This is a genomic window from Roseateles oligotrophus (assembly GCF_014204525.1).
In the GTDB taxonomy this organism is placed as follows: Bacteria; Pseudomonadota; Gammaproteobacteria; order Burkholderiales; family Burkholderiaceae_C; genus Paucibacter_A; species Paucibacter_A oligotrophus_A.
Genome location: NZ_JACHLP010000004.1, coordinates 366,930 through 385,912 on the forward strand (window position 1 = coordinate 366,930; position 18,983 = coordinate 385,912).

21 protein-coding genes are annotated in these 18,983 nt (G+C 64.6%); 20 read left to right on the forward strand and 1 reads right to left on the reverse strand.

From position 1 onward, the window contains the following. The first annotated feature begins 218 nt into the window (after positions 1 to 218). The 19 genes from HNP55_RS11775 to HNP55_RS11865 all read left to right on the forward strand — a co-directional run bounded on the left by HNP55_RS11775 (position 219) and on the right by HNP55_RS11865 (position 18,103). Positions 219 to 2,573: a bifunctional salicylyl-CoA 5-hydroxylase/oxidoreductase gene (locus HNP55_RS11775; RefSeq protein WP_184299446.1), complete on the forward strand. Its 2,355-nt coding sequence runs from the start codon at positions 219 to 221 to the stop codon at positions 2,571 to 2,573. Between the two features lie 8 nt (positions 2,574 to 2,581). After that, complete coding sequence (locus tag HNP55_RS11780) at positions 2,582 to 3,352, forward strand: SDR family NAD(P)-dependent oxidoreductase (RefSeq protein ID WP_409993738.1); 771 nt, start codon at positions 2,582 to 2,584, stop codon at positions 3,350 to 3,352. Then, on the forward strand, positions 3,352 to 3,522 hold the full coding sequence (locus tag HNP55_RS11785; RefSeq protein WP_184299450.1) for a hypothetical protein: 171 nt from the start codon (positions 3,352 to 3,354) through the stop codon (positions 3,520 to 3,522). The genes HNP55_RS11780 and HNP55_RS11785 overlap by 1 nt, the downstream gene beginning before the upstream one ends. A 1-nt stretch (position 3,523) precedes the next feature. Next, complete coding sequence (locus tag HNP55_RS11790) at positions 3,524 to 4,099, forward strand: MarR family winged helix-turn-helix transcriptional regulator (RefSeq protein ID WP_184299452.1); 576 nt, start codon at positions 3,524 to 3,526, stop codon at positions 4,097 to 4,099. Next, positions 4,096 to 4,959 carry an enoyl-CoA hydratase family protein gene (locus HNP55_RS11795; RefSeq protein WP_246448357.1) on the forward strand — a complete coding sequence of 288 codons (864 nt, stop codon included), beginning with the start codon at positions 4,096 to 4,098 and terminating at the stop codon, positions 4,957 to 4,959. Before HNP55_RS11790 ends, HNP55_RS11795 begins: the two co-directional genes overlap by 4 nt. A gap of 3 nt (positions 4,960 to 4,962) precedes the next feature. After that, positions 4,963 to 6,117, forward strand: coding sequence for an acyl-CoA dehydrogenase family protein (locus HNP55_RS11800; protein WP_184299454.1), 1,155 nt, complete (start codon positions 4,963 to 4,965; stop codon positions 6,115 to 6,117). A gap of 703 nt (positions 6,118 to 6,820) precedes the next feature. Next, positions 6,821 to 8,449: an AMP-binding protein gene (locus tag HNP55_RS11805; protein WP_184299456.1), complete on the forward strand. Its 1,629-nt coding sequence runs from the start codon at positions 6,821 to 6,823 to the stop codon at positions 8,447 to 8,449. Between the two features lie 36 nt (positions 8,450 to 8,485). Beyond that, entirely contained in the window at positions 8,486 to 9,682 is a 1,197-nt protein-coding gene (locus HNP55_RS11810; protein WP_184299458.1) for an ABC transporter substrate-binding protein, read from the forward strand. Then, positions 9,679 to 10,599 carry a branched-chain amino acid ABC transporter permease gene (locus tag HNP55_RS11815; RefSeq protein ID WP_184299460.1) on the forward strand — a complete coding sequence of 307 codons (921 nt, stop codon included), beginning with the start codon at positions 9,679 to 9,681 and terminating at the stop codon, positions 10,597 to 10,599. The genes HNP55_RS11810 and HNP55_RS11815 overlap by 4 nt, the downstream gene beginning before the upstream one ends. Before the next feature lie 5 nt (positions 10,600 to 10,604). Then, positions 10,605 to 11,567, forward strand: a complete 963-nt coding sequence (locus HNP55_RS11820) for a branched-chain amino acid ABC transporter permease (protein ID WP_184299462.1) — start codon at positions 10,605 to 10,607, stop codon at positions 11,565 to 11,567. After that, entirely contained in the window at positions 11,560 to 12,336 is a 777-nt protein-coding gene (locus tag HNP55_RS11825; protein ID WP_184299464.1) for an ABC transporter ATP-binding protein, read from the forward strand. Before HNP55_RS11820 ends, HNP55_RS11825 begins: the two co-directional genes overlap by 8 nt. Further along, entirely contained in the window at positions 12,333 to 13,043 is a 711-nt protein-coding gene (locus HNP55_RS11830; RefSeq protein ID WP_409993739.1) for an ABC transporter ATP-binding protein, read from the forward strand. Before HNP55_RS11825 ends, HNP55_RS11830 begins: the two co-directional genes overlap by 4 nt. 2 nt (positions 13,044 to 13,045) lie before the next feature. Beyond that, complete coding sequence (locus tag HNP55_RS11835) at positions 13,046 to 13,498, forward strand: acyl-CoA thioesterase (RefSeq protein WP_184299466.1); 453 nt, start codon at positions 13,046 to 13,048, stop codon at positions 13,496 to 13,498. Beyond that, positions 13,479 to 13,916 (forward strand): RidA family protein, encoded by a 438-nt coding sequence (locus HNP55_RS11840; protein ID WP_184299468.1) that lies wholly within the window; start codon positions 13,479 to 13,481, stop codon positions 13,914 to 13,916. Before HNP55_RS11835 ends, HNP55_RS11840 begins: the two co-directional genes overlap by 20 nt. 38 nt (positions 13,917 to 13,954) lie before the next feature. Further along, positions 13,955 to 15,133, forward strand: coding sequence for an acyl-CoA dehydrogenase (locus HNP55_RS11845; protein ID WP_184299470.1), 1,179 nt, complete (start codon positions 13,955 to 13,957; stop codon positions 15,131 to 15,133). 278 nt (positions 15,134 to 15,411) lie between these two features. Further along, complete coding sequence (locus HNP55_RS11850) at positions 15,412 to 15,864, forward strand: ester cyclase (protein WP_184299472.1); 453 nt, start codon at positions 15,412 to 15,414, stop codon at positions 15,862 to 15,864. Positions 15,865 to 15,946: 82 nt separating this feature from the next. Then, complete coding sequence (locus HNP55_RS11855; protein WP_184299474.1) at positions 15,947 to 16,834, forward strand: peptidylprolyl isomerase; 888 nt, start codon at positions 15,947 to 15,949, stop codon at positions 16,832 to 16,834. 72 nt (positions 16,835 to 16,906) lie between these two features. Beyond that, entirely contained in the window at positions 16,907 to 17,539 is a 633-nt protein-coding gene (locus tag HNP55_RS11860; protein ID WP_184299475.1) for a LysE family translocator, read from the forward strand. A gap of 177 nt (positions 17,540 to 17,716) precedes the next feature. Next, positions 17,717 to 18,103 carry a DUF488 domain-containing protein gene (locus tag HNP55_RS11865; RefSeq protein ID WP_184299478.1) on the forward strand — a complete coding sequence of 129 codons (387 nt, stop codon included), beginning with the start codon at positions 17,717 to 17,719 and terminating at the stop codon, positions 18,101 to 18,103. A gap of 9 nt (positions 18,104 to 18,112) precedes the next feature. Here the strand turns inward: HNP55_RS11865 and HNP55_RS23990 are convergent, their stop codons facing one another. Continuing rightward, positions 18,113 to 18,301, reverse strand: a complete 189-nt coding sequence (locus tag HNP55_RS23990) for a type II toxin-antitoxin system VapC family toxin (RefSeq protein ID WP_221439551.1) — start codon at positions 18,299 to 18,301, stop codon at positions 18,113 to 18,115. A gap of 121 nt (positions 18,302 to 18,422) precedes the next feature. Here HNP55_RS23990 and HNP55_RS11870 point away from each other — a divergent pair, with 121 nt between their 5' ends. After that, positions 18,423 to 18,851 carry a hypothetical protein gene (locus HNP55_RS11870; RefSeq protein ID WP_184299480.1) on the forward strand — a complete coding sequence of 143 codons (429 nt, stop codon included), beginning with the start codon at positions 18,423 to 18,425 and terminating at the stop codon, positions 18,849 to 18,851. Positions 18,852 to 18,983: the final 132 nt, after the last annotated feature.

Genomic DNA, 18,983 nt, shown 5'->3' on the forward strand with positions numbered 1-18,983 from the left:
GAGCGCACCTTAGCAAGGCTTGGAGGGGCGTGGTGTCGGTTAATCCCAACAGGGAATCGGCCGCCGCAAAAAAGCCGCTAGCACCGATTGTTGTGCGGGAAAGTCCCGACCGCAAGGTCTGGATAATTTAGTTGACGCCTAAACTATCAAGTCCTAAAGTGCATCGCAAGGCCGACACAAAACCCCTGTGCCGCCCGGCGATTGACGGAGATTGATCCATGCGCATCACCTGTATCGGCGGCGGCCCCGCCGGCCTGTATTTCGCCCTGCTGATGAAGCAGCAGAACCCGGCCCACCAGATCACCGTGCTGGAGCGCAACAAGCCGGGCGACACCTTTGGCTGGGGCGTGGTCTTCTCCGACCAGACCCTGAGCGCCATGCGCGAGGCCGATGCAAAGACGGCGGATGAAATCCTCACGGCCTTCAACCATTGGGACGATATCGAGGTCCATATCCAGGGCCGCAGCCTGCGCTCCGGCGGCCATGGCTTTTGCGGCATAGGCCGCATGAAGCTGCTCAATATCCTGCAAGCCCGCTGCGTGGAACTGGGTGTGGATCTGCGTTATGAAGTCAATGTGGAGGACGACGAAGGCCTGGACGCCGACCTCATCATCGCCTGCGACGGCCTCAATAGCCGTCTGCGCCAGAAGTACGCGGCCAGCTACCAGCCCGATATCGATCTGCGCCAGAACCGCTTTGTCTGGCTGGGCACGTCTCGTTTGTTCGAGGCCTTTACCTTCGATTTTCAGCGGACCGAGTTCGGTTGGTTTCAGGCCCATGCCTATCGCTTTGACGCGCATACCTCCACCTTCATCGTCGAGGCGCCCGACGCCGTCTGGCAGGCCGCGGGCCTGGAGGCCATGAGCAAGGAGGACAGCATCGCCTTCTGCGAAAAGCTTTTTGCCAAGGTGCTGGACGGGCACAAACTGGTGTCCAATGCCGCGCATCTGCGCGGTTCGGCGCAGTGGATACGCTTTCCGCGCGTGGTCTGCAAGAACTGGGTGCACCACAACGGCCGGGCCCCGGTGGTGCTGATGGGTGACGCCGCCCACACGGCGCATTTCTCGATTGGCTCGGGCACCAAGCTGGCCTTCGAGGATGCCATCGCCCTGGCCAAGGACATGGCCACCCACCCCGGCGATCTGCAGGCGGCCCTGGATCACTACCAGGCTACCCGCTCCATCGAGGTCTTGCGCATCCAGAACGCGGCGCGCAACTCCACCGAGTGGTTTGAGAACGTCGAGCGCCATGCCCGCCTGGCGCCCGAGCAATTCGCCTACTCCCTGCTGACCCGCTCCCAGCGCATCTCGCACGAGAACCTGCGCCTGCGGGATGCGAGTTATGTGGCGGCCTTCGAGCAATGGCTGGCGGCGCAGAGCGGGGTGGCGGCGGCCAAGCCGGTGCCGCCCATGTTCACCCCCTTCAAGCTGCGCGGCCTGGCCCTGAAGAACCGCGTCGTGGTCTCGCCCATGGCTCAGTATTCCTGCGAGGACGGCCTGGCCGGCGACTATCACCTGGCGCATCTGGGCGCCCGCGCCCTGGGTGGTGCCGGCCTGGTGTTTGCCGAGATGACGGCGCCGTCGCCCGAAGGCCGCATCACCCCCGGCTGCCCCGGCCTCTACACCGAGGCCCAGGCCGCCGCCTGGCGCCGCATCGTGGACTTTGTGCACAGCCATAGCTCGGCCAAGATCGCCATGCAGCTGGGCCATTCCGGCGCCAAGGGCTCGACCCGGCGGGGCTGGGAGGGCATAGACCAGCCTCTGGAGAGCGGCAACTGGCCGCTGATCTCGGCCTCCAGCCAGCAGTATCTGGAGGGCCTCAGCCAGGTCTCAAAGGCGATGACGCGGGCCGATATGGACGCCGTGCGGGCCGACTTCTGCGCGGCCACCGAGCGCGCCGCGGCCGCCGGTTTCGACTGGCTGGAGCTGCACTGCGCCCACGGCTATCTGCTGTCCAGCTTTATCTCGCCGTTGACGAACCGGCGCGAGGACGAGTACGGCGGCAGCCTGGCGAACCGCCTGCGTTATCCGCTGGAGGTGTTCGTGGCCATGCGTGCGCTGTGGCCGGCCGAGCGGCCGATGTCGGTGCGCATCTCGGCCCACGACTGGGTGGCGGGCGGCACCACGCCGGAGGATGCGGTGCAGATCGCCCAAGCCTTCAAGGCGGCCGGGGCGGATCTGATCGATGTCTCCTCCGGCCAGGTCAGCAAGCTGGAAAAGCCGGTCTACGGCCGCATGTGGCAGACGCCGTTCTCGGAAAGCATTCGCAATCGGGCCGGCATCGCCACCATGGCGGTGGGGGCGATCTCGGAGGCCGACCATGTCAACAGCATCATCGCCGCCGGCCGCGCCGATCTCTGCGCCATCGCCCGCCCGCATCTGGCCAATCCGGCCTGGACGCTCAGCGAGGCGGCGCGCATCGGCTATGCGGGGCCGCAAGGTTTGGACTGGCCGCGCCAATACCATGCCGGCAAGCAGCAGATGGAGCGGGAGTTCGAGCGCCAGCGCGCCAGCCAGGCCCAGGCCGGCGGCCCGAGCGCGCTGGAGCAAGCCAATAAGGCGCTGGGTGTATGAGCGACTGTGTGAGTGAGTTCAAAAGCCTGGCCGGCCTGCATGCCGCCGTCACCGGCGGCGGCAGCGGCATCGGTGCGGCCATCGCCCGCAGCCTGCTGCAGGCCGGGGCGCGTGTCAGCCTGCTGGGCCGCAATGCCGAGCGCCTGCAAGCCCAGGCCGAGCTGCTGCGCGAGCTGGGCCCGGTGGCGATTCAAATAGTGGATGTGAGCGATGAGGCCTCGGTGAGCCAGGCCTTCGCGGCGCTTGGCGCCGTCGACATCCTCGTCAACAACGCCGGCCAGGTGCAGACGGCGCCGCTGCAGCGCACCAGTCTCGCGCTGTGGAACGAGATGCTGGCCGTCAATCTGAGCGGCACCTTTCTGTGCAGCCGCGCGGTCCTGCCCGCCATGCTGGAGCGCGGTTTTGGTCGCATCATCAATGTGGCCAGTACCGCGGCGCTGACGGGTTACGCCTACGTCGCCGCCTATTGCGCGGCCAAGCATGGGGTGCTGGGTCTGAGCCGGGCCATGGCCCTGGAGGTGGCCAAGCGCGGCGTGACGGTCAATGCCGTCTGCCCCGGCTATACCGAGACCGACATCATCAGCCGCGCCGTGGACACGGTGGTGAGCAAGACCGGCCGTAGCGCCGATGAAGCCCTGGCGGGTTTTGCCGCCAGCAACCCGCAAGGCCGCCTGGTGCAACCCGAGGAGGTGGCCAACGCCGTGCTGTGGCTGGCGCAGAAAAGCAGCGCGGCCATGAACGGCCAGGCCATCGCCGTCTGCGGCGGGGAGTTGATGTGATGCAAAGCATCAGCCCCTCGTCCAATCTTGCCTTGCTGAACGCCGGCAAGCCTGGCCGGTCCCCCGGGGGGACGGCGCCGCTGGCGGCGTCGAACCGCCTGCGTCGCCTGTGCGGGCCGGCTTGGGACGGCCCGGCGCTCGGCCCGCAATACCTCAAGGATCGCTGCTGAGATGGACACGCTTGAGTTGGGCCCCGACCTGGAGTCGCGCGTGCAGGGCCAGGATCAGCAGGCGCATCAGGCGCTCAGGCTGTGGCTGCGCCTGCTCAGCTGCACGACGCGGGTGGAGGGGGTGATACGCAAGCGCCTGGCCCAGGACTTCGCCACCACCTTGCCGCGCTTTGACCTGCTGGCTCAGCTGGAGCGGCATCCGCAAGGCCTGTCCATGCGTGAGCTGTCCAAACGCCTGATGGTGACGGGCGGCAATATCACCGGCATCACCGATCAGCTGGAGGCCGAGGGCCTGGTTTTGCGCGCCCTCCATCCCAGCGACCGGCGCAGTTTTTCGGTCAAACTCACGCCTCTTGGCCGACGCCAGTTCAAACGCATGGCCAGCACGCATGAGCAGTGGGTGCTGGAGCTGCTGGGCGGCTGGTCGGCCGAGCAGCAAGAGCAGGTCCATGGCCTGCTGGCTGATCTGAAACAGCATTTGGCGGCCTTGGAGGCGGCGCAGCAGGAGCAGCAGATGTTCAAGCCGTCACTCAAGCCCGCGCCCAAAGCCCGGACAAGAAGGAAGCAACAAGCATGAATACTCCCAGCGGCCGACCCATGGACGCCCATCTGAGCGGCGGCAATCAACGCAGCCTGCAAGGCTTTGCCCCCCAGCACTTCGCCTGGGAACAGCGCGGCGCGGTGGGCCTGATCACGCTGAACCGGCCCGAGCGCAAGAACCCGCTGACCTTCGACAGCTATGCCGAGCTGCGCGATCTGTTCCGCACGCTTGGGCTGGTGGACGAGGTGCGCGCCATCGTCGTGCAGGGCGCGGGCGGCAATTTCTGCTCCGGCGGCGATGTGCACGAGATCATCGGCCCCCTGACCCAGATGAGCATGCCCGATCTGCTGGCCTTCACCCGCATGACGGGCGATCTGGTCAAGGCGATACGGGCCTGCCCGCAGCCGGTAATTTCTTCCATCGACGGCGTCTGCGCCGGTGCCGGCGCCATCATCGCCATGGCCTCGGACCTGCGCGTGGGCACGGCCCGCAGCAAGACGGCGTTTTTGTTCACCCGCGTCGGCCTGGCCGGCTGCGATATGGGGGCTTGCTCCATCTTGCCCCGCATCATCGGCCAGGGCCGCGCCTCCGATCTGCTTTACAGCGGCCGCAGCCTGGGCGGCGAGGAGGCCCTGGCCTGGGGTTTTCTGAACCGCCTGGTCGAGCCCGAGGCGGTGCTGGAGAGCAGCGTGCAATGGGCGCAGGAGATCGCCGCCGGCCCCAGCTTCGGCCACGCCATGACCAAGAAGATGCTGCATCAGGAATGGGCCATGGGGGTGGACGAGGCCATCGAGTCCGAAGCCCAGGCGCAAGCCATCTGCATGATGACCCAGGACTTCCACCGCGCCTACCACGCCTTTGTGGCCAAGCAGCGGCCCGAGTTCCAAGGAGATTGAGCGATGCATCTCAAACACCTGGAATGGCCGTTTTTTGAGGACCGTCACCGCGTCCTGGCGCAAGAACTTGAGGCCTGGTGCCAAGCCCATCTGCAACACCCCGCCCACGGCGCCGATGTGGATGGCGAATGCGTCGAGCTGGTGCGGCAGCTGGGCGCAGGCGGCTGGCTCAGCCATGCCATTGCCGGCCAGGCCCTGGGCGGCGCGGCCGAGGCCATAGACACCCGTTCCATCTGCATACTGCGCGAGACCCTGGCGCGCTACCACGGCCTGGCGGATTTCGCCTTCGCCATGCAGGGCCTGGGCTCGGGGGCGATTTCCCTGGCCGGCACGGCCGCTCAGCGTGAACGTTATCTGCCGCGGGTGGCGCGCGGCGAGGCCTTGGCGGCGTTTGCGCTCTCCGAGCCGCAGGCCGGTTCCGATGTCGCCGCCATGCAGTGCAGCGCCAGCGAGGACGGCGATGCTTATCTGTTGAATGGCGAGAAGACCTGGATCTCCAACGGCGGCATCGCCGACTTTTACGTCGTGTTCGCGCGCACGGGGGAAGCGCCCGGTTCGCGCGGCATCAGCGCCTTCATCGTCGATGCGGGCCTGCCGGGCTTCGAGATCGCCGAGCGCATCCAGGTGATCGCGCCCCATCCCCTGGCCCGCCTGAAGTTCAGGGACTGCCGTGTGCCCAAGTCGCAAATGATTGGCGTGGCCGGCGAGGGCTTCAAGATCGCCATGCGCACGCTGGATGTGTTCCGCACCTCGGTGGCGGCCGCCGCCCTGGGCTTTGCGCGCCGCGCCCTGCAAGAGGGCTTGGGTCAGGCCAAGCGCCGCGCCATGTTCGGCGCCACGCTGGCCGATCTGCCGCTGGCCCAGGCCAAGCTGGCCGAGATGGCGTGTACGGTGGATTCCTCGGCCCTGCTGGTCTACCGCGCCGCCTGGCAGCGCGACCAGGGCCAGAACGTGACCCGCGAGGCCGCCATGGCCAAGCTGATGGCCACCGAGGGCGCGCAGCAGGTCATCGATGCGGCCCTGCAACTGCATGGCGGCCGTGGCGTGCAGAGCGGCGAGATCGTGGAATCGCTGTACCGCGAGATCCGCGCTTTGCGGATTTATGAGGGGGCGAGTGAGGTGCAGCAGCTGATCATTGGGCGGGATTTGTTGCGATGAGTGCGGTCTGTGAATTTGACGATGTGCGTTTGCCCAGGCCCATGCCGGGATTGCGGCCCGGCAGCCGCCTCACTTTCTTTGCTTCGCCAAAGAAAGTAAGCAAAGAAAGGCGACCCAGATGTCTGGCCCCTGCGGGGTTCGTTGCGGTGCTCAAATTCCAGGGCTCGCGCAGAACTCACTTCGCTCGCTGGCGCTCGCTGCGTTCAGACAGCCGCGCGAAGCTAGAAGTTGAGGGCGCTGACGCGCCTGCCCTGGAATTTTCCGCTCCTCACCCAGACATATGGGACCGAACCCCGTCACGGCTCGCTGCGCGTCGCCTCGGTCAACAGCCGAACTGGCGTTCAGCGCGAAGCGCTGACACCTATCGAGGCGACGCGCAGCGAGCCGTGACCGAATTCCCCGTGTTGCCTGGGCGAGGAACGCAGAATTTGTCGGGCGTCGCGAAGCGACTTCCAGCACTGACTTCGCGCCCCTTGTTTGAGCGAAGTGAGCAAAGCGAACGAAGCGAGTTGGGCGCGGCCCGGCAAATTCGAGTACCGCAGCGGACCCCGCAGGGGCCAGGCATTCGGGGCGCTTTCTTTGCCTCCTTTCTTGTGCGCACAAGAAAGGAGGTCGCCCGCCGGGGCGAATTCCCGGCTGGGCCTGCCAAAGGTATCCCAACTCATTTTGGTCAGCCAACTATTCAAAGACTGGGGCATGCGCCATGACCTACACCGCCCATCTCGACACCTTCGCCCGCGACAGCCTGCCACCGCCCGAGCAGTGGCCCGAGCTGATCTTCGAGCTGCCGGAGCTGCAATTCCCCGAGCGCCTGAACTGCGCCAGCGAGCTGCTGGACGCCTGGGTGGCGAGCGGGCAGGGCGATCGCCTGTGCATCCAGGGTGTCGATGTGAGCTGGACTTATGCGCAGCTGCAGGCCCAGGCTAACGCCATCGCCCATGTGCTGGTCGAGGACTTCGGCCTGCTGCCCGGCAACCGGGTGCTGCTGCGAGGCGCCAACACGCCGCAGCTGGCGGCCTGCTGGTTTGCGATTCAAAAGGCCGGCGCCATCGCCGTGGCCACCATGCCCTTGCTGCGCGCCAAGGAGCTGGGCCAGATTCTCGACAAGGCCCAGGTCAGCCACGCCCTGTGCGACGAACGCTTGAGCGAGGAACTGCTGCTGGCGCAAGCCCAGAGCCCGGTGCTGAAGTCGCTCTGCTTCTATCACAGCGCCGCGCCCGATGGCCTGGAGGCCCGTGCCGCCGCCAAGCCCGGCGACTTCAGCAATGTGGACACGGCCGCGGACGACTGCTGCCTGATCGCCTTCACCTCCGGCACCACCGGTGCGCCCAAGGGCTGCATGCACTTTCACCGCGATGTGCTGGCCATCTGCCGCTGCTGGCCACCGCATCTGCTGAAGCCGCAGGCGGACGACGTTTTCATCGGCAGCCCGCCGCTGGCCTTCACCTTTGGCTTAGGCGGCCTGCTGCTCTTCCCCATGACGGTGGGCGCCTCCACCGTGCTGCTGGAGAAAGCCTCGCCCGAGGCCCTGCTGCCCGCGATTGCCAAGTACCGCGCCACCGTCTGCTTCACCGCACCCACCTCCTACCGCGTGATGGCGCCGCAGGTGGGGCAATTTGATTTGAGCAGCCTGCGCAAATGCGTCAGCGCCGGCGAGGCCTTGCCGGCGGCCACCCGCGCCCTGTGGAAGGAGGCCACGGGCATCGAGCTGATCGACGGCATCGGTGCCACCGAGCTGCTGCACATCTTCATCTCGCACGATGAAGCCCATGCCAAGCCCGGCGCCACCGGCCGGCCGGTGCCGGGCTACCGGGCCTGCATTCTGGGCGAGGAGGGTCAGGTCTTGCCGCCCGGGCAGGTCGGCCGCCTGGCCGTCAAAGGCCCGACCGGCTGCCGCTACCTGGCCGACCCGCGCCAGCAGGGCTATGTGCTCAATGGCTGGAACCTGACGGGCGATGCTTATCTGATGGACGAAGAGGCTTGCTTCGTCTACCAGGCGCGCACCGACGACATGATCATCTCGGGCGGCTACAACATCGCCGGGCCGGAGGTGGAAGCGGCCCTGCTCTTGCACCCGGCCGTGGCGGAATGTGGCGTGGTGGGGCAGGCCGATGAAGCGCGCGGGCAGATCGTCAAGGCCTTTGTGGTGCTGCGGCCCGGCCATGTGGCCGATGCGGCCATGGTCAAGGCTTTGCAGGATTTTGTGAAGGCCCAGGTGGCACCCTATAAATACCCGCGTGCCGTGGAGTTCTGCAGTCAGCTGCCCAGGACCGAGACGGGTAAATTGCAGCGCTTCCGGCTGCGCAGCGACCTGCTCAAGGCGAAACCCTGAAATCCTGAAATCCTGAAATTCCTCAAGGAGATGGCGATGAAGACGACAGCTAGCTTGCACAAGCAAGGCCTGGCCCTGGTGTTGACGACGCTCGCGCTGGGCGCCGCCCCGGCCCAGGCGGCCGACAAGATCAAGGTCGGTATGTTGAGCACCTTGTCGGGCCCCGGCGCCGGCCTGGGCCTGGATATACGCGATGGCTTCGCCCTGGCGCTCAAGCACAGCGGCGGCAAGTTTGGCGGCCTGCCGGTGGAGGTGCTGACGGCGGACGACCAGCAAAACCCCGAGGTCGCCAAGCAGACCTCGGACCGCCTGCTCAAGCGCGACAAGGTCGACTTCATGACCGGCATCGTGTTCTCCAATCTGATGCTGGCCGTGGGCCCCGGCGTGTTTGCCAGCAAGACGCCCTTCATCAGCGCCAATGCCGGCCCCTCGCAATACGCGGGCGAGCAGTGCAACCCCTTCTTCTTCAATGTGGCCTGGCAGAACGACAATCTGCACGAGGCCGTGGGCAAGACCATGACGGACAAGGGCTTCAAGAAAGTCGTGATCCTGGCGCCCAACTACCCCGCCGGCAAGGACGCCGCCGCTGGCTTCAAGCGTTACTACCAGGGCCAGGTGGTGGAGGAGATCTTCACCAAGCTGGGCCAGCTGGACTACGCGGCCGAGCTGGCCCAGGCCCGCGCCGCCAAGCCCGACGGCATGTATATCTTTTTGCCCGGCGGCATGGGCATCAACTTCATCAAGCAGTTTGTGGGTGCCGGCCTGTCCAAGGACATCACCTTGTTCGGCCCCGGCTTCTCGGCCGACGAGGACGTGATCAAGGCCGTGGGCGAGCCCATGCTGGGCATGTTCAATAGCTCGCAATGGGCGCATGACCTGGACAACGCCGCCAACAAGAAATTCGTCGCCGACTTCCAGAAGGAGTATGGCCGCCTGCCCTCGCTCTACGCCTCGCAAGGCTATGACGCGGCCCAGCTGATGGACGCCGCCGTGCGCGAAGTCAAGGGCCGGGTGGAGGACAAGCCGGCCCTGCTCAAGGCGCTGAAGGCGGCCAAGTTCGCCTCGGTGCGCGGCGCCTTCCGCTTCAACCATAACCAGTTCCCCGTGCAGGACTACTATCTGCGTGTCATCACCAAGGACGGCCAGGGCCGGGTCACGAACAAGACCCTGGGCAAGATCTTCGGCCAGCACGCGGACGCCTACGCGGCCGCTTGCAAGATGCCGGCGCAATGAACTGGATCCTGCTCACCGAGCAGGCCCTCAACGGCCTGCAGTTCGGCCTGATGCTCTTCCTGCTGGCGGCCGGCCTGACCCTGGTCTTCGGCATCATGGACATGATCAATCTGGCCCATGGCTCGCTCTACATGGTGGGCGCCTATCTGGCCGCCGCCACGGCCCAGGCCACCGGCTCCTTCACGCTTGCGGTGCTGGCGGCCCTGGGCGGCACGGCGTTGTTCGGCATGCTGCTGGAGCTGACGTTGTTGCGGCGGCTCTACCAGCGTGATCATCTGTCCCAGGTGCTGGCCACCTTTGCGCTGATCCTGATCTGCAACGAGGGCGTGCGCATGATCTGGGGCGAGCAACCCATGATGCTGAACACACCGGCCGCGCTGTCCGGCCCGGTGGAGTTGCTGCCGGGGCTGTTCTATCCGGCCTATCGCCTGCTCATCATCGCCGTGGGCTTGGGCGTGGCGGGCCTGCTTTATTTGCTGGTAACGCGCACCCGCATCGGCATGTGGGTGCGGGCCGGGGCCTCCAACCGACCCATGGCCATGGCCATGGGCGTCAACACGGGCCGCTTGTTCACCCTGGTGTTCGGCTTTGGCGCGGCCTTGTGTGCGCTGGCGGGTTCCATGCTGGGGCCCTTGCTGGCGGTGCAGGTGGGCATGGGTGAGAGCATTCTGATTCTGGCCTTTGTGGTCATCGTCATCGGCGGCATAGGTTCGATACGCGGGGCCCTGGTCGGCGCCTTGCTGGTGGGCCTAGTGGACACCTGCAGCCGCGCCTTGCTGCCGGCCCTGCTGCGCCAGCTGGCCTCCGCCGAGGTGGCCAGCAATCTAGGCCCGGCCCTGGCCTCCATCCTGATCTATGTGCTGATGGCGGCGGTCTTGTTCTGGAAACCGGCGGGCCTGTTCCCGGCACGCGGATGAACGCCATGCCTGTATCGCTTCAGCAGCGCGGCCTGGGGGCCTGGGCCGGCGGCCTCTTGCTGCTGCTGGCCGCCTTGCCGCCCCTGCTGGCTGCCCTGGGGATGGAGTTCTATCTGGGGGTGATGAGCCGGGTGCTGATCTTTGCCATCGCGGCCTCCAGCCTGAATCTGATCCTGGGCTTTGGTGGCATGGTCAGCTTCGGCCATGCCGCTTTTGTGGGCCTGGGCGCCTACACCGTGGGCATGCTGGCCGAGGCCGGCGTGGTGCAGGCCTGGGTGGCCTGGCCCCTGGCCATGCTCGTCAGCGCGCTGGCGGCGGCCTTGATAGGCGCCATCAGCCTGCGCACCCGGGGCGTCTACTTCATCATGATCACCCTGGCCTTCGCGCAGATGTTTTATTACCTGATGGTGTCGCTGAAGGCCTATGGCGGTGAGGACGGCCTGCCCCTGCCGCAGCGCTCACTGCTGCCTGGCCTGGACCTGCAGAACGATGCCCAGTTCTACTGGCTGGTCCTGGCCCTGGGGGCGCTGGTGATGGCGGCGCTGCAGCGCTGGATCAACTCACCCTTTGGCCAGCTGCTGCAAGGCATCAAGGAGAACGAGCAGCGCATGAGCGCCGTCGGCAGCCCCGTGTTCGCGCTGCAGTGGCAGGCTTTTGTGCTGGCCGCTGCGCTGGCCGGGCTGGCGGGCGCCTTGCTGGCCAATCTGAACGGCCTGGTGACGCCGCATATGCTGCATTGGTCGCAGTCGGGCCAGTTGCTCATCATGCTGATCATCGGCGGGGCCGGTGCGCTGTGGGGCGGGGTCTTGGGGGCGGCGGTCTTGCTGCTGCTGGAGGAAGTGCTCTCGGGCTACACCTTGCATTGGCAGATGGTGCTGGGGGTCTTGCTCTTGTGCGTGGTCTTGTTCGCGCCCAAGGGTCTGGCGGGCCTGCTTCTGGCCCGCAAGCGGGGAGCGAAACATGAGTGAGCAGGCCCAGCCCTTGTTGAAGATAGAAGCGCTGGTCAAGCGCTTTGGCGCCCTGGCCGCGACCGATCATGCCAGCTTCGAGGTGAGGGCGGGCGAGGTCCACGCCCTGATCGGCCCCAATGGCGCGGGCAAGACGACGCTGATCCACCAGATCTCCGGCGCCCTCAAGCCCGACGCGGGACGCATCCTCTTCGACGGGCAAGACCTGAGCCTCAAGCCCATGGCCGCGCGGGTGAGGGCGGGGCTGGTGCGCTCCTACCAGATCACCAGCATCTTCAAGAGCTTTAGCGTGCTGGACAACCTCTGCCTGGCCGTGCAGGCGCGCCGGCCCGGTTGGCCCAGCTTGTGGCGGCGGGCCGGCGCCGATGCGGCCCTGCGCGACGAGGCACAAGCCTTGCTAGCCCGCATCGGCCTGGCGGCCCATGCGCAGCGGCAGGCGGGCTCGTTGGCTCACGGCGAACAGCGGCAGCTGGAGCTGGGCCTGGCCCTGGCCGCCAGGCCGCGCCTGCTGCTGCTGGACGAGCCCATGGCCGGCATGGGGCCGGACGAATCGGAGCGCATGGTGCTGCTGCTGCAATCGCTGCGGCAGGATGTGACCCTGCTGCTGGTGGAGCACGATATGGACGCGGTGTTCCGCCTGGCCGACCGCATCTCCACCCTGGTGTTCGGGCGGGTGATCGCCAGCGGCACGCCGGACGAGATCCGCGCCCACCCCGAGGTGAAGAAAGCCTATCTGGGGGATGAGGAAGCGATGGAGGCAGCGCTGTGAGCGCGCTGTTGGAAGTGACCGGGCTCCAAGCCTCTTACGGCAGCAGCCAGGTGTTGTTCGGCCTGGACTTCAGCATCCAGGCCGGCGAGGTGGTGACCTTGCTGGGCCGCAATGGCATGGGCAAGAGCACGACGCTGCGCTGCCTGAGCGGCTGGATGAAGCCCAAGGCCGGGCAGATCCGCTTTTGCGGCGAGGTGGTCAATGGCTGGCCGGCCGACCGCATCGCGCGCCTGGGGCTGGCCATCGTGCCCGAGGGGCGGCAGGTGTTTCCTAACCTTTCGGTGCGTGAACATCTGCAGGCCTTTGCGGCCAATCGCTGCGGCGCGCCACAGCCCTGGGGTGTGGAGCGGGTGTTTGATCTGTTCCCGCGCCTGCGCGAGCGGGCTGGAAACATGGGCAATCAACTTTCGGGCGGTGAGCAGCAGATGCTGGCCATAGGCCGGGCCCTGGTGACCAATCCGCGTCTGCTGATTCTGGACGAGGCCAGCGAGGGCCTGGCCCCGTTGATCCGCGAGGAAATCTGGCGCTGCCTGAAGGTCTTGCGTGAGTCGGGGCAGACGATTCTGGTGGTGGACAAATACGTCAAACGCCTGATCCGCCTGGCCGACCGCCATCACATTCTGGAGCGGGGCCAGATGGTCTGGGCCGGTGATTCCGCCGCCCTGGACGCCGACCACGCGCTCTGGCTCCGCTATCTCGGTGTTTAAAAATGACAGCAGCTGACTTTGTATTCGAGCGGCAAGAGCTGGTGCGCTTCGGGCATTGCGACCCGGCGGGCATCGTCTTCTACCCGCGCTATTTCGAGATGCTCAATGCCCTGGTGGAAGACTGGATCAGCCAGGGCCTGGGCGTGGACTACGCACAGCTGCTGGGCCCGCGCCGCGTGGGCCTGCCCAGCGTGCGCCTGGTGGCCGACTTCAAGCGCATCAGCCGCATGGGCGATGTGCTGCGCCAGCGCGTCGCCATCTCCAGGCTGGGCCGTACATCTTTGGCCCTGAATATTTCCTTTGAAGGGGAGGACGGCCAGCGCGTGGCCTTTGAGCAGGTGCTGGTCTGCACCTCGCTGGAGACGCACAAGCCCCAAGCCTTTCCCGATGATTTACGCGCCGCGCTGGAGCAGTGCGCCGCAGGAGTGCAAGCCCATGACAACAAACAACAGTAACTCTTCTTCCAAACAGATCCTGCAGCCCCCCGGCTGGGCCGCGCCGCGCGGCTATGCCAACGGGGTGGCGGCCAGCGGGCGCAATGTGTTTGTGGCCGGCCAGATCGGCTGGAACGCGGCCTGCCAGTTCGAGAGCGACGACTTCATCGCCCAAGTGCGCCAGACCCTGCTCAATATCAAGGCCGTGCTGGCCGAGGCCGGCGCCGAACCCCGCCACATGACCCGCATGACCTGGTATCTGACCGACAAGCGCGAGTACCTGGCCCGTGGCCGCGAGGTGGGCGCCGTCTACCGCGAGGTGCTGGGCAGCGAGTACCAGATCGCGATGACGGCGGTGCAGGTTCTGGCCTTGATGGAGGACCGCGCCAAGGTGGAGATCGAGGTCACGGCCGTCGTGCCGGAGACCGACCCCGCCTGAATTACCATTGAGTTACTAAAGCCATCAGGAGACAAAAAATGAGCAATAAAGCTTCTTTCCATTGGGACGATCCGCTGCTTTTGAACGAGCAGCTCAGCGACGATGAGCGCATGGTGCGCGACGCCGCCGCCAGCTACTGCCAGGAGCGCCTGGCACCGCGTGTGCTGGAGGCCTTCCGCCACGAGCGCACCGACCTGGCCATCTTCCGCGAGATGGGCGAGATCGGCCTGCTGGGCCCCACCATCGCCCCCGAGTACGGCGGCCCCGGCCTCAACTACGTGGCCTACGGCCTGATCGCCCGTGAGGTGGAGCGGGTGGACTCCGGCTACCGCTCCATGATGAGCGTGCAAAGCTCGCTGGTGATGGTGCCCATCAACGAGTTCGGCAACGAAGCCACCAAGCAAAAGTATCTGCCCAAGCTGGCCACGGGCGAGTGGATAGGCTGCTTCGGCCTGACCGAACCCAACCACGGCTCCGACCCCGGCTCCATGGTCACCCGTGCCAAGAAGGTGGCGGGCGGTTACAGCCTCAGCGGCGCCAAGATGTGGATCACCAACAGCCCGGTGGCCGATGTCTTCGTGGTCTGGGCCAAGGACGACGAAGGCGCCATCCGCGGCTTTGTGCTGGAGAAGGGCTGGAAGGGCCTGAGCGCCCCCGCCATCCACGGCAAGGTGGGCCTGCGCGCCTCCATCACCGGCGAGATCGTCATGGACGAGGTTTTCTGCCCCGAGGAAAACGCCTTCCCCGAGGTGCGTGGCCTGAAGGGTCCCTTCACCTGCCTCAACAGCGCTCGCTACGGCATCGCCTGGGGCGCTTTGGGTGCGGCCGAAGACTGCTGGCACACCGCCCGCCAATACACGCTGGACCGCAAGCAATTCGGCAAGCCCCTGGCCGCCAATCAATTGGTGCAGAAAAAGCTGGCCGATATGCAGACCGAAATCACCCTGGGCCTGCAAGGCTGCCTGCGCCTGGGCCGCATGAAGGACGAAGGCACGGCCGCGGTGGAGATCACCTCCATCATGAAGCGCAATAGCTGCGGCAAGAGCCTGGACATCGCCCGCACGGCCCGCGACATGCTGGGCGGCAACGGCATCAGCGACGAATTCGGCATCGCCCGCCATCTGGTCAATCTGGAGGTGGTCAACACCTACGAGGGCACGCACGACATCCATGCGCTGATTCTGGGCCGGGCGATGACGGGGATTGCGGCGTTTTGAGGGCGCTGCCGGGTCAGCGCTTCCTCAGCCGTTGACGCGTAGAAGCCTGTCAATCGGACTTGTCACGGCTGAGTCTGGATACAAAAGACCCTGAGGGTCTTTTGTGCTTGACGAAGGCCAGACCCCCTGGGTTTGGCGCGAACCACAGCGATGCCCGGGGGGATCGCGAGGATTTGCAGCGCGGCCATGCGTTCAAAGCCAAACAACTTGTTCTGCGTGCCATGCGGAAAACGGGTTATTGTCCAGCCTCGCTAAGCATCACAGGCCATCCACCTGCCATGAATCAGCTTGCCAAAGAGCAGATCCTGAGCGCCACTTCCGCGCTCTTCCGCGACGGACAAGTCGAGGCGATCAGCAAGTACTTCGCCCCTGACTACGTCGTTCACACGACGGACCAAGACTTGCGCGGTGGATCGAAGTTGATTCGATCAGTCATCGAGCTGTATCGCGGCGCCTTTCCTGACTTGGCGGTCGATGTGCAGTTCTTCATGGAGTCAGCAGATACCGTGAGTTGGCAGCGAACTATGCATGCGACACACACGGGAGCGTTCAAGGGCTTCCCGGCGACAGGTCTGCCGATCGTCTGGCGCGAGATGGTAGTCAGCCGCTTCTGCAACTCGCTCATCATTGAGGAATGGGTCGTTACGGACCTTGCTGAGCGACTGCTCTTTGCACGAAAGTCCCTCTCTCATAAATCGCCCCAATCGAAGCGGCCGCGCAGCGATGGCTAGTTGGTTCCGTCCGTGCCCCGCACCCCGGTTGCCGGTTATTTCCACGTTATGCGTCACTTGATGCGCCCGCCACCATTCAAGCATGTCCGTCAAGCACATCCTCACTCCCCTGCTGCTCGCGAGCGCCATGTGTCACGTCTCGGCTATGACGCCCTGGGGTGAAAAGGATGAGTACGACACTCTGCGAGAGGCCCATACTTACCACATCATGTTCAGCTCGCAGCAGGCGGCCCAGGATGTGCATCGACGTCTGTCAGGACTGAGCGGTCCGGCGCTCTTCGAGCAGTTCCAAAAGATCGCAAGAGCGGAGAGCAAAGATCCCGGTTCGGCAACTACCGGCGGCGACTTGGGAGCCGTGCAAGAGGGGACCATGGTCAAGTCGTTCGAACAGGCTCTGTTCTCACTTGCCCCAAAGACAGTCTCCGAACCGGTCAAATCAGAGTATGGCTGGCATCTGATCTACGCAAGCGACTTCAAGGAGTCCAAGGTCGCGGACATTTGCGCGAGCAGCTTGGCCACCTCCCTCAAGAGCGCGAGCGCCGCGGACAAGCCAGGTCTGACGGTTGCGGCTGAGCGCATTCCCTCGGAGAAGTTTGCTCCGCGCGTTCTCGCTCTGATCGGTTCCGAGTGGAGCCAGCCGCTGAAGGATTGGAACGGAAACCTAGCGTTCGTTCGCACATACGCCTCGAAGGCGAAGCTAGGTGTGGCTACGGCAGTCGTCCACACCGAGTACCTAGCCGCCGTACTTGCGTCAAGCGCAGCGGCATGCCGCCGCTCGGCGCGTCAAGAGTATGTTGTGGACTGCAATGCCAGGACTGCGACCCCAAGCTCACGTTCTGAGTTCGAAGGAAGAGGCGCCGTCGGAAGGAGGCTGGCAGAGTCGCGCACGCTGCCGGTAGATCGAATCAAGCTTGCATCTGATGCCGGCTTTCACGGACAACTCGTCGCGTCACTGTGCGCAGCGCGGTGACGCTACCGCTCATGCTTGGAGTCACCATGGACCTAATCACCAACCCAGCACCCACTAATTTGGGAGTCAGCCATGAGTGAATTTGCTGCCTTGATAGGCATCGGCGCCGCGCTCTGTGTCGGCGCAGCAAGCCCAGGGCCTAGCTTTGTGATGGTGGCCCGAACCGCTGCATCGTCCGGGAGGAGCAGGGGCTTGAGCGCGGCCCTGGGCATGGGGCTTGGTGCATTGCTTTTTGCCGCCGCTTCCTTGCTCGGCTTAAATGCCCTCTTTCTGGCTGTGCCGGCGCTCTATATCGTGCTCAAGGTCGCAGGCGGTCTTTACCTGGCCTACCTGGGCTTGCGAATCTGGCGTGGCGCGGCGCATTCGCTTGAAGCAAGCGTGGCAGGGCCGGAAAGCGCTCAGCCACGCAAAAGCTATTTATTGCTTGGCCTGGCAACACAAGTCAGCAACCCCAAAACGGCCATCGTCTATGCCAGCGTATTTGCAGCCTTCCTGCCGGCCACGCCGAGCCTTCAATTCAATCTGCTGCTTGTCGCACTGGTGTTTTTCGTTGAGGCCGGTTGGTATGCCGTCGTTGCAACCGTCTTGTCATCCGAAGCTCCACGCAACGCATATCTCCGGTTCAAAAAATGGATTGATCGCGCTGCCGGGGGCATCATGGGGGCCTTGGGGCTCAAACTGGCCGCATCGATCGGTCAGCAATAAATGCACAGAATTCTTGGCGAGATCGATGCCGACATCCGAATCATCACGGACTAGCCCTTCCGTGTGTGTTGATGAGATGCCTTACTGCCCGTTGCGGCACTCCGTTGCCGTTTGCCACAAGGCGGCTGACCCAGGGTGGGGAAGTCCTTTCCATTCCTTAGCTCATTAGGAAGACGCATGGCTATACGGATCGTCAGACTTGGTTCCGGCCGCATGCCAGACGAGGGCACGCGCATTGGAACGGTTCGTCGCCCCCCGCGCGGCGTCGCAAAAAGCGAATTCGCCTCGGGCAATTGGTACGACGTTTGGTATCCCAATCTGGCCTCAAGCGTCGAAGCGATGAAGCTGGGCCAGGCGGTTGAAACAGATGCCCAGTGGCGCGAATTTGAGAAAAGCTTTCGGCGCGAAATGAAGGCGCCCGATGCCAGTCGCTCCATTGAGTTGCTGGCCGCCCTGTCAAAGAATTCTTATTTTTCAGTCGGGTGTTACTGTGAAATTGAGGCGCGTTGCCACCGCTCAATTCTCAGGCAACTCCTGCTCGAAGCCGGGGCCAGCATTGTTTAGCCATCTTGTCTAGCCCGCAGCAAGGGCAATAGCGCGCTTCGGAAATGCTCGTAGGAGCTTTTTATCCGTGGTGACCAGCTTGGTGTCGAGCTTCATCGCGAGCGCAATGAATTCGCAGTCGTATGCGGAGCAATCACTGTCCCGCACGAGTTCCAAGACCACCGAGGATTCGACCTCGACCTCTGCTCCTTCAAGCAAGCTGGGTACTCACATGAAAACGCTCGCAGGGGGTGGGGTCAGGTCGTCGTGTGCCACGCAGCACGCACGATGAAAGGAGCGCAGTCGATAGGGCGCTTAAATATAACGTTATGCTGAGTCAATGAGCGATAGAACTACAGAGACAAGAGTCGGCATGTACGCGGTGCGAGTGCAAATCAACGACGGCCCGGTAGTTACTGGCGGTGCGTCAGACCTTAGCGTTCTTTCTGCAATCCTCACGCTGTGTGGAAAGCTCGGCCCGACAAGTCACCCGTTGAGAGGAGACGAAGACGAGCCACCAGACTTTACGTTTCGGCTAGGTGGGTTGACTGCACGAGAGAAAGGCAACGACGACGAACACCTTGTTTGGCTGGAGGAAAATTCTCTGCGGCTCGGCGACAAACTTACGCTTGAGATCGTGGAAACGAATCAGGCCGACCCTGTCGAGAGCGGCACGAAGGCCGAAGAGCGATCAAACGATGAACGCTCCTACTATGAGCATTGCAAGCATGCGTACTTTGAAATGAAGTCAAAGTATGAGCCAGAGTAGTCGGCCGCGGCCTTGTTCATCACAGCGTCGGTGACGCTGCTGATCGGCGAGGAAGCCCTGGAATTCGCGCACGCTCATGCCGAGGCCGGCGTCGCAAAATCACGCCGAAAATCGGTCAGAATGGACCGCGAG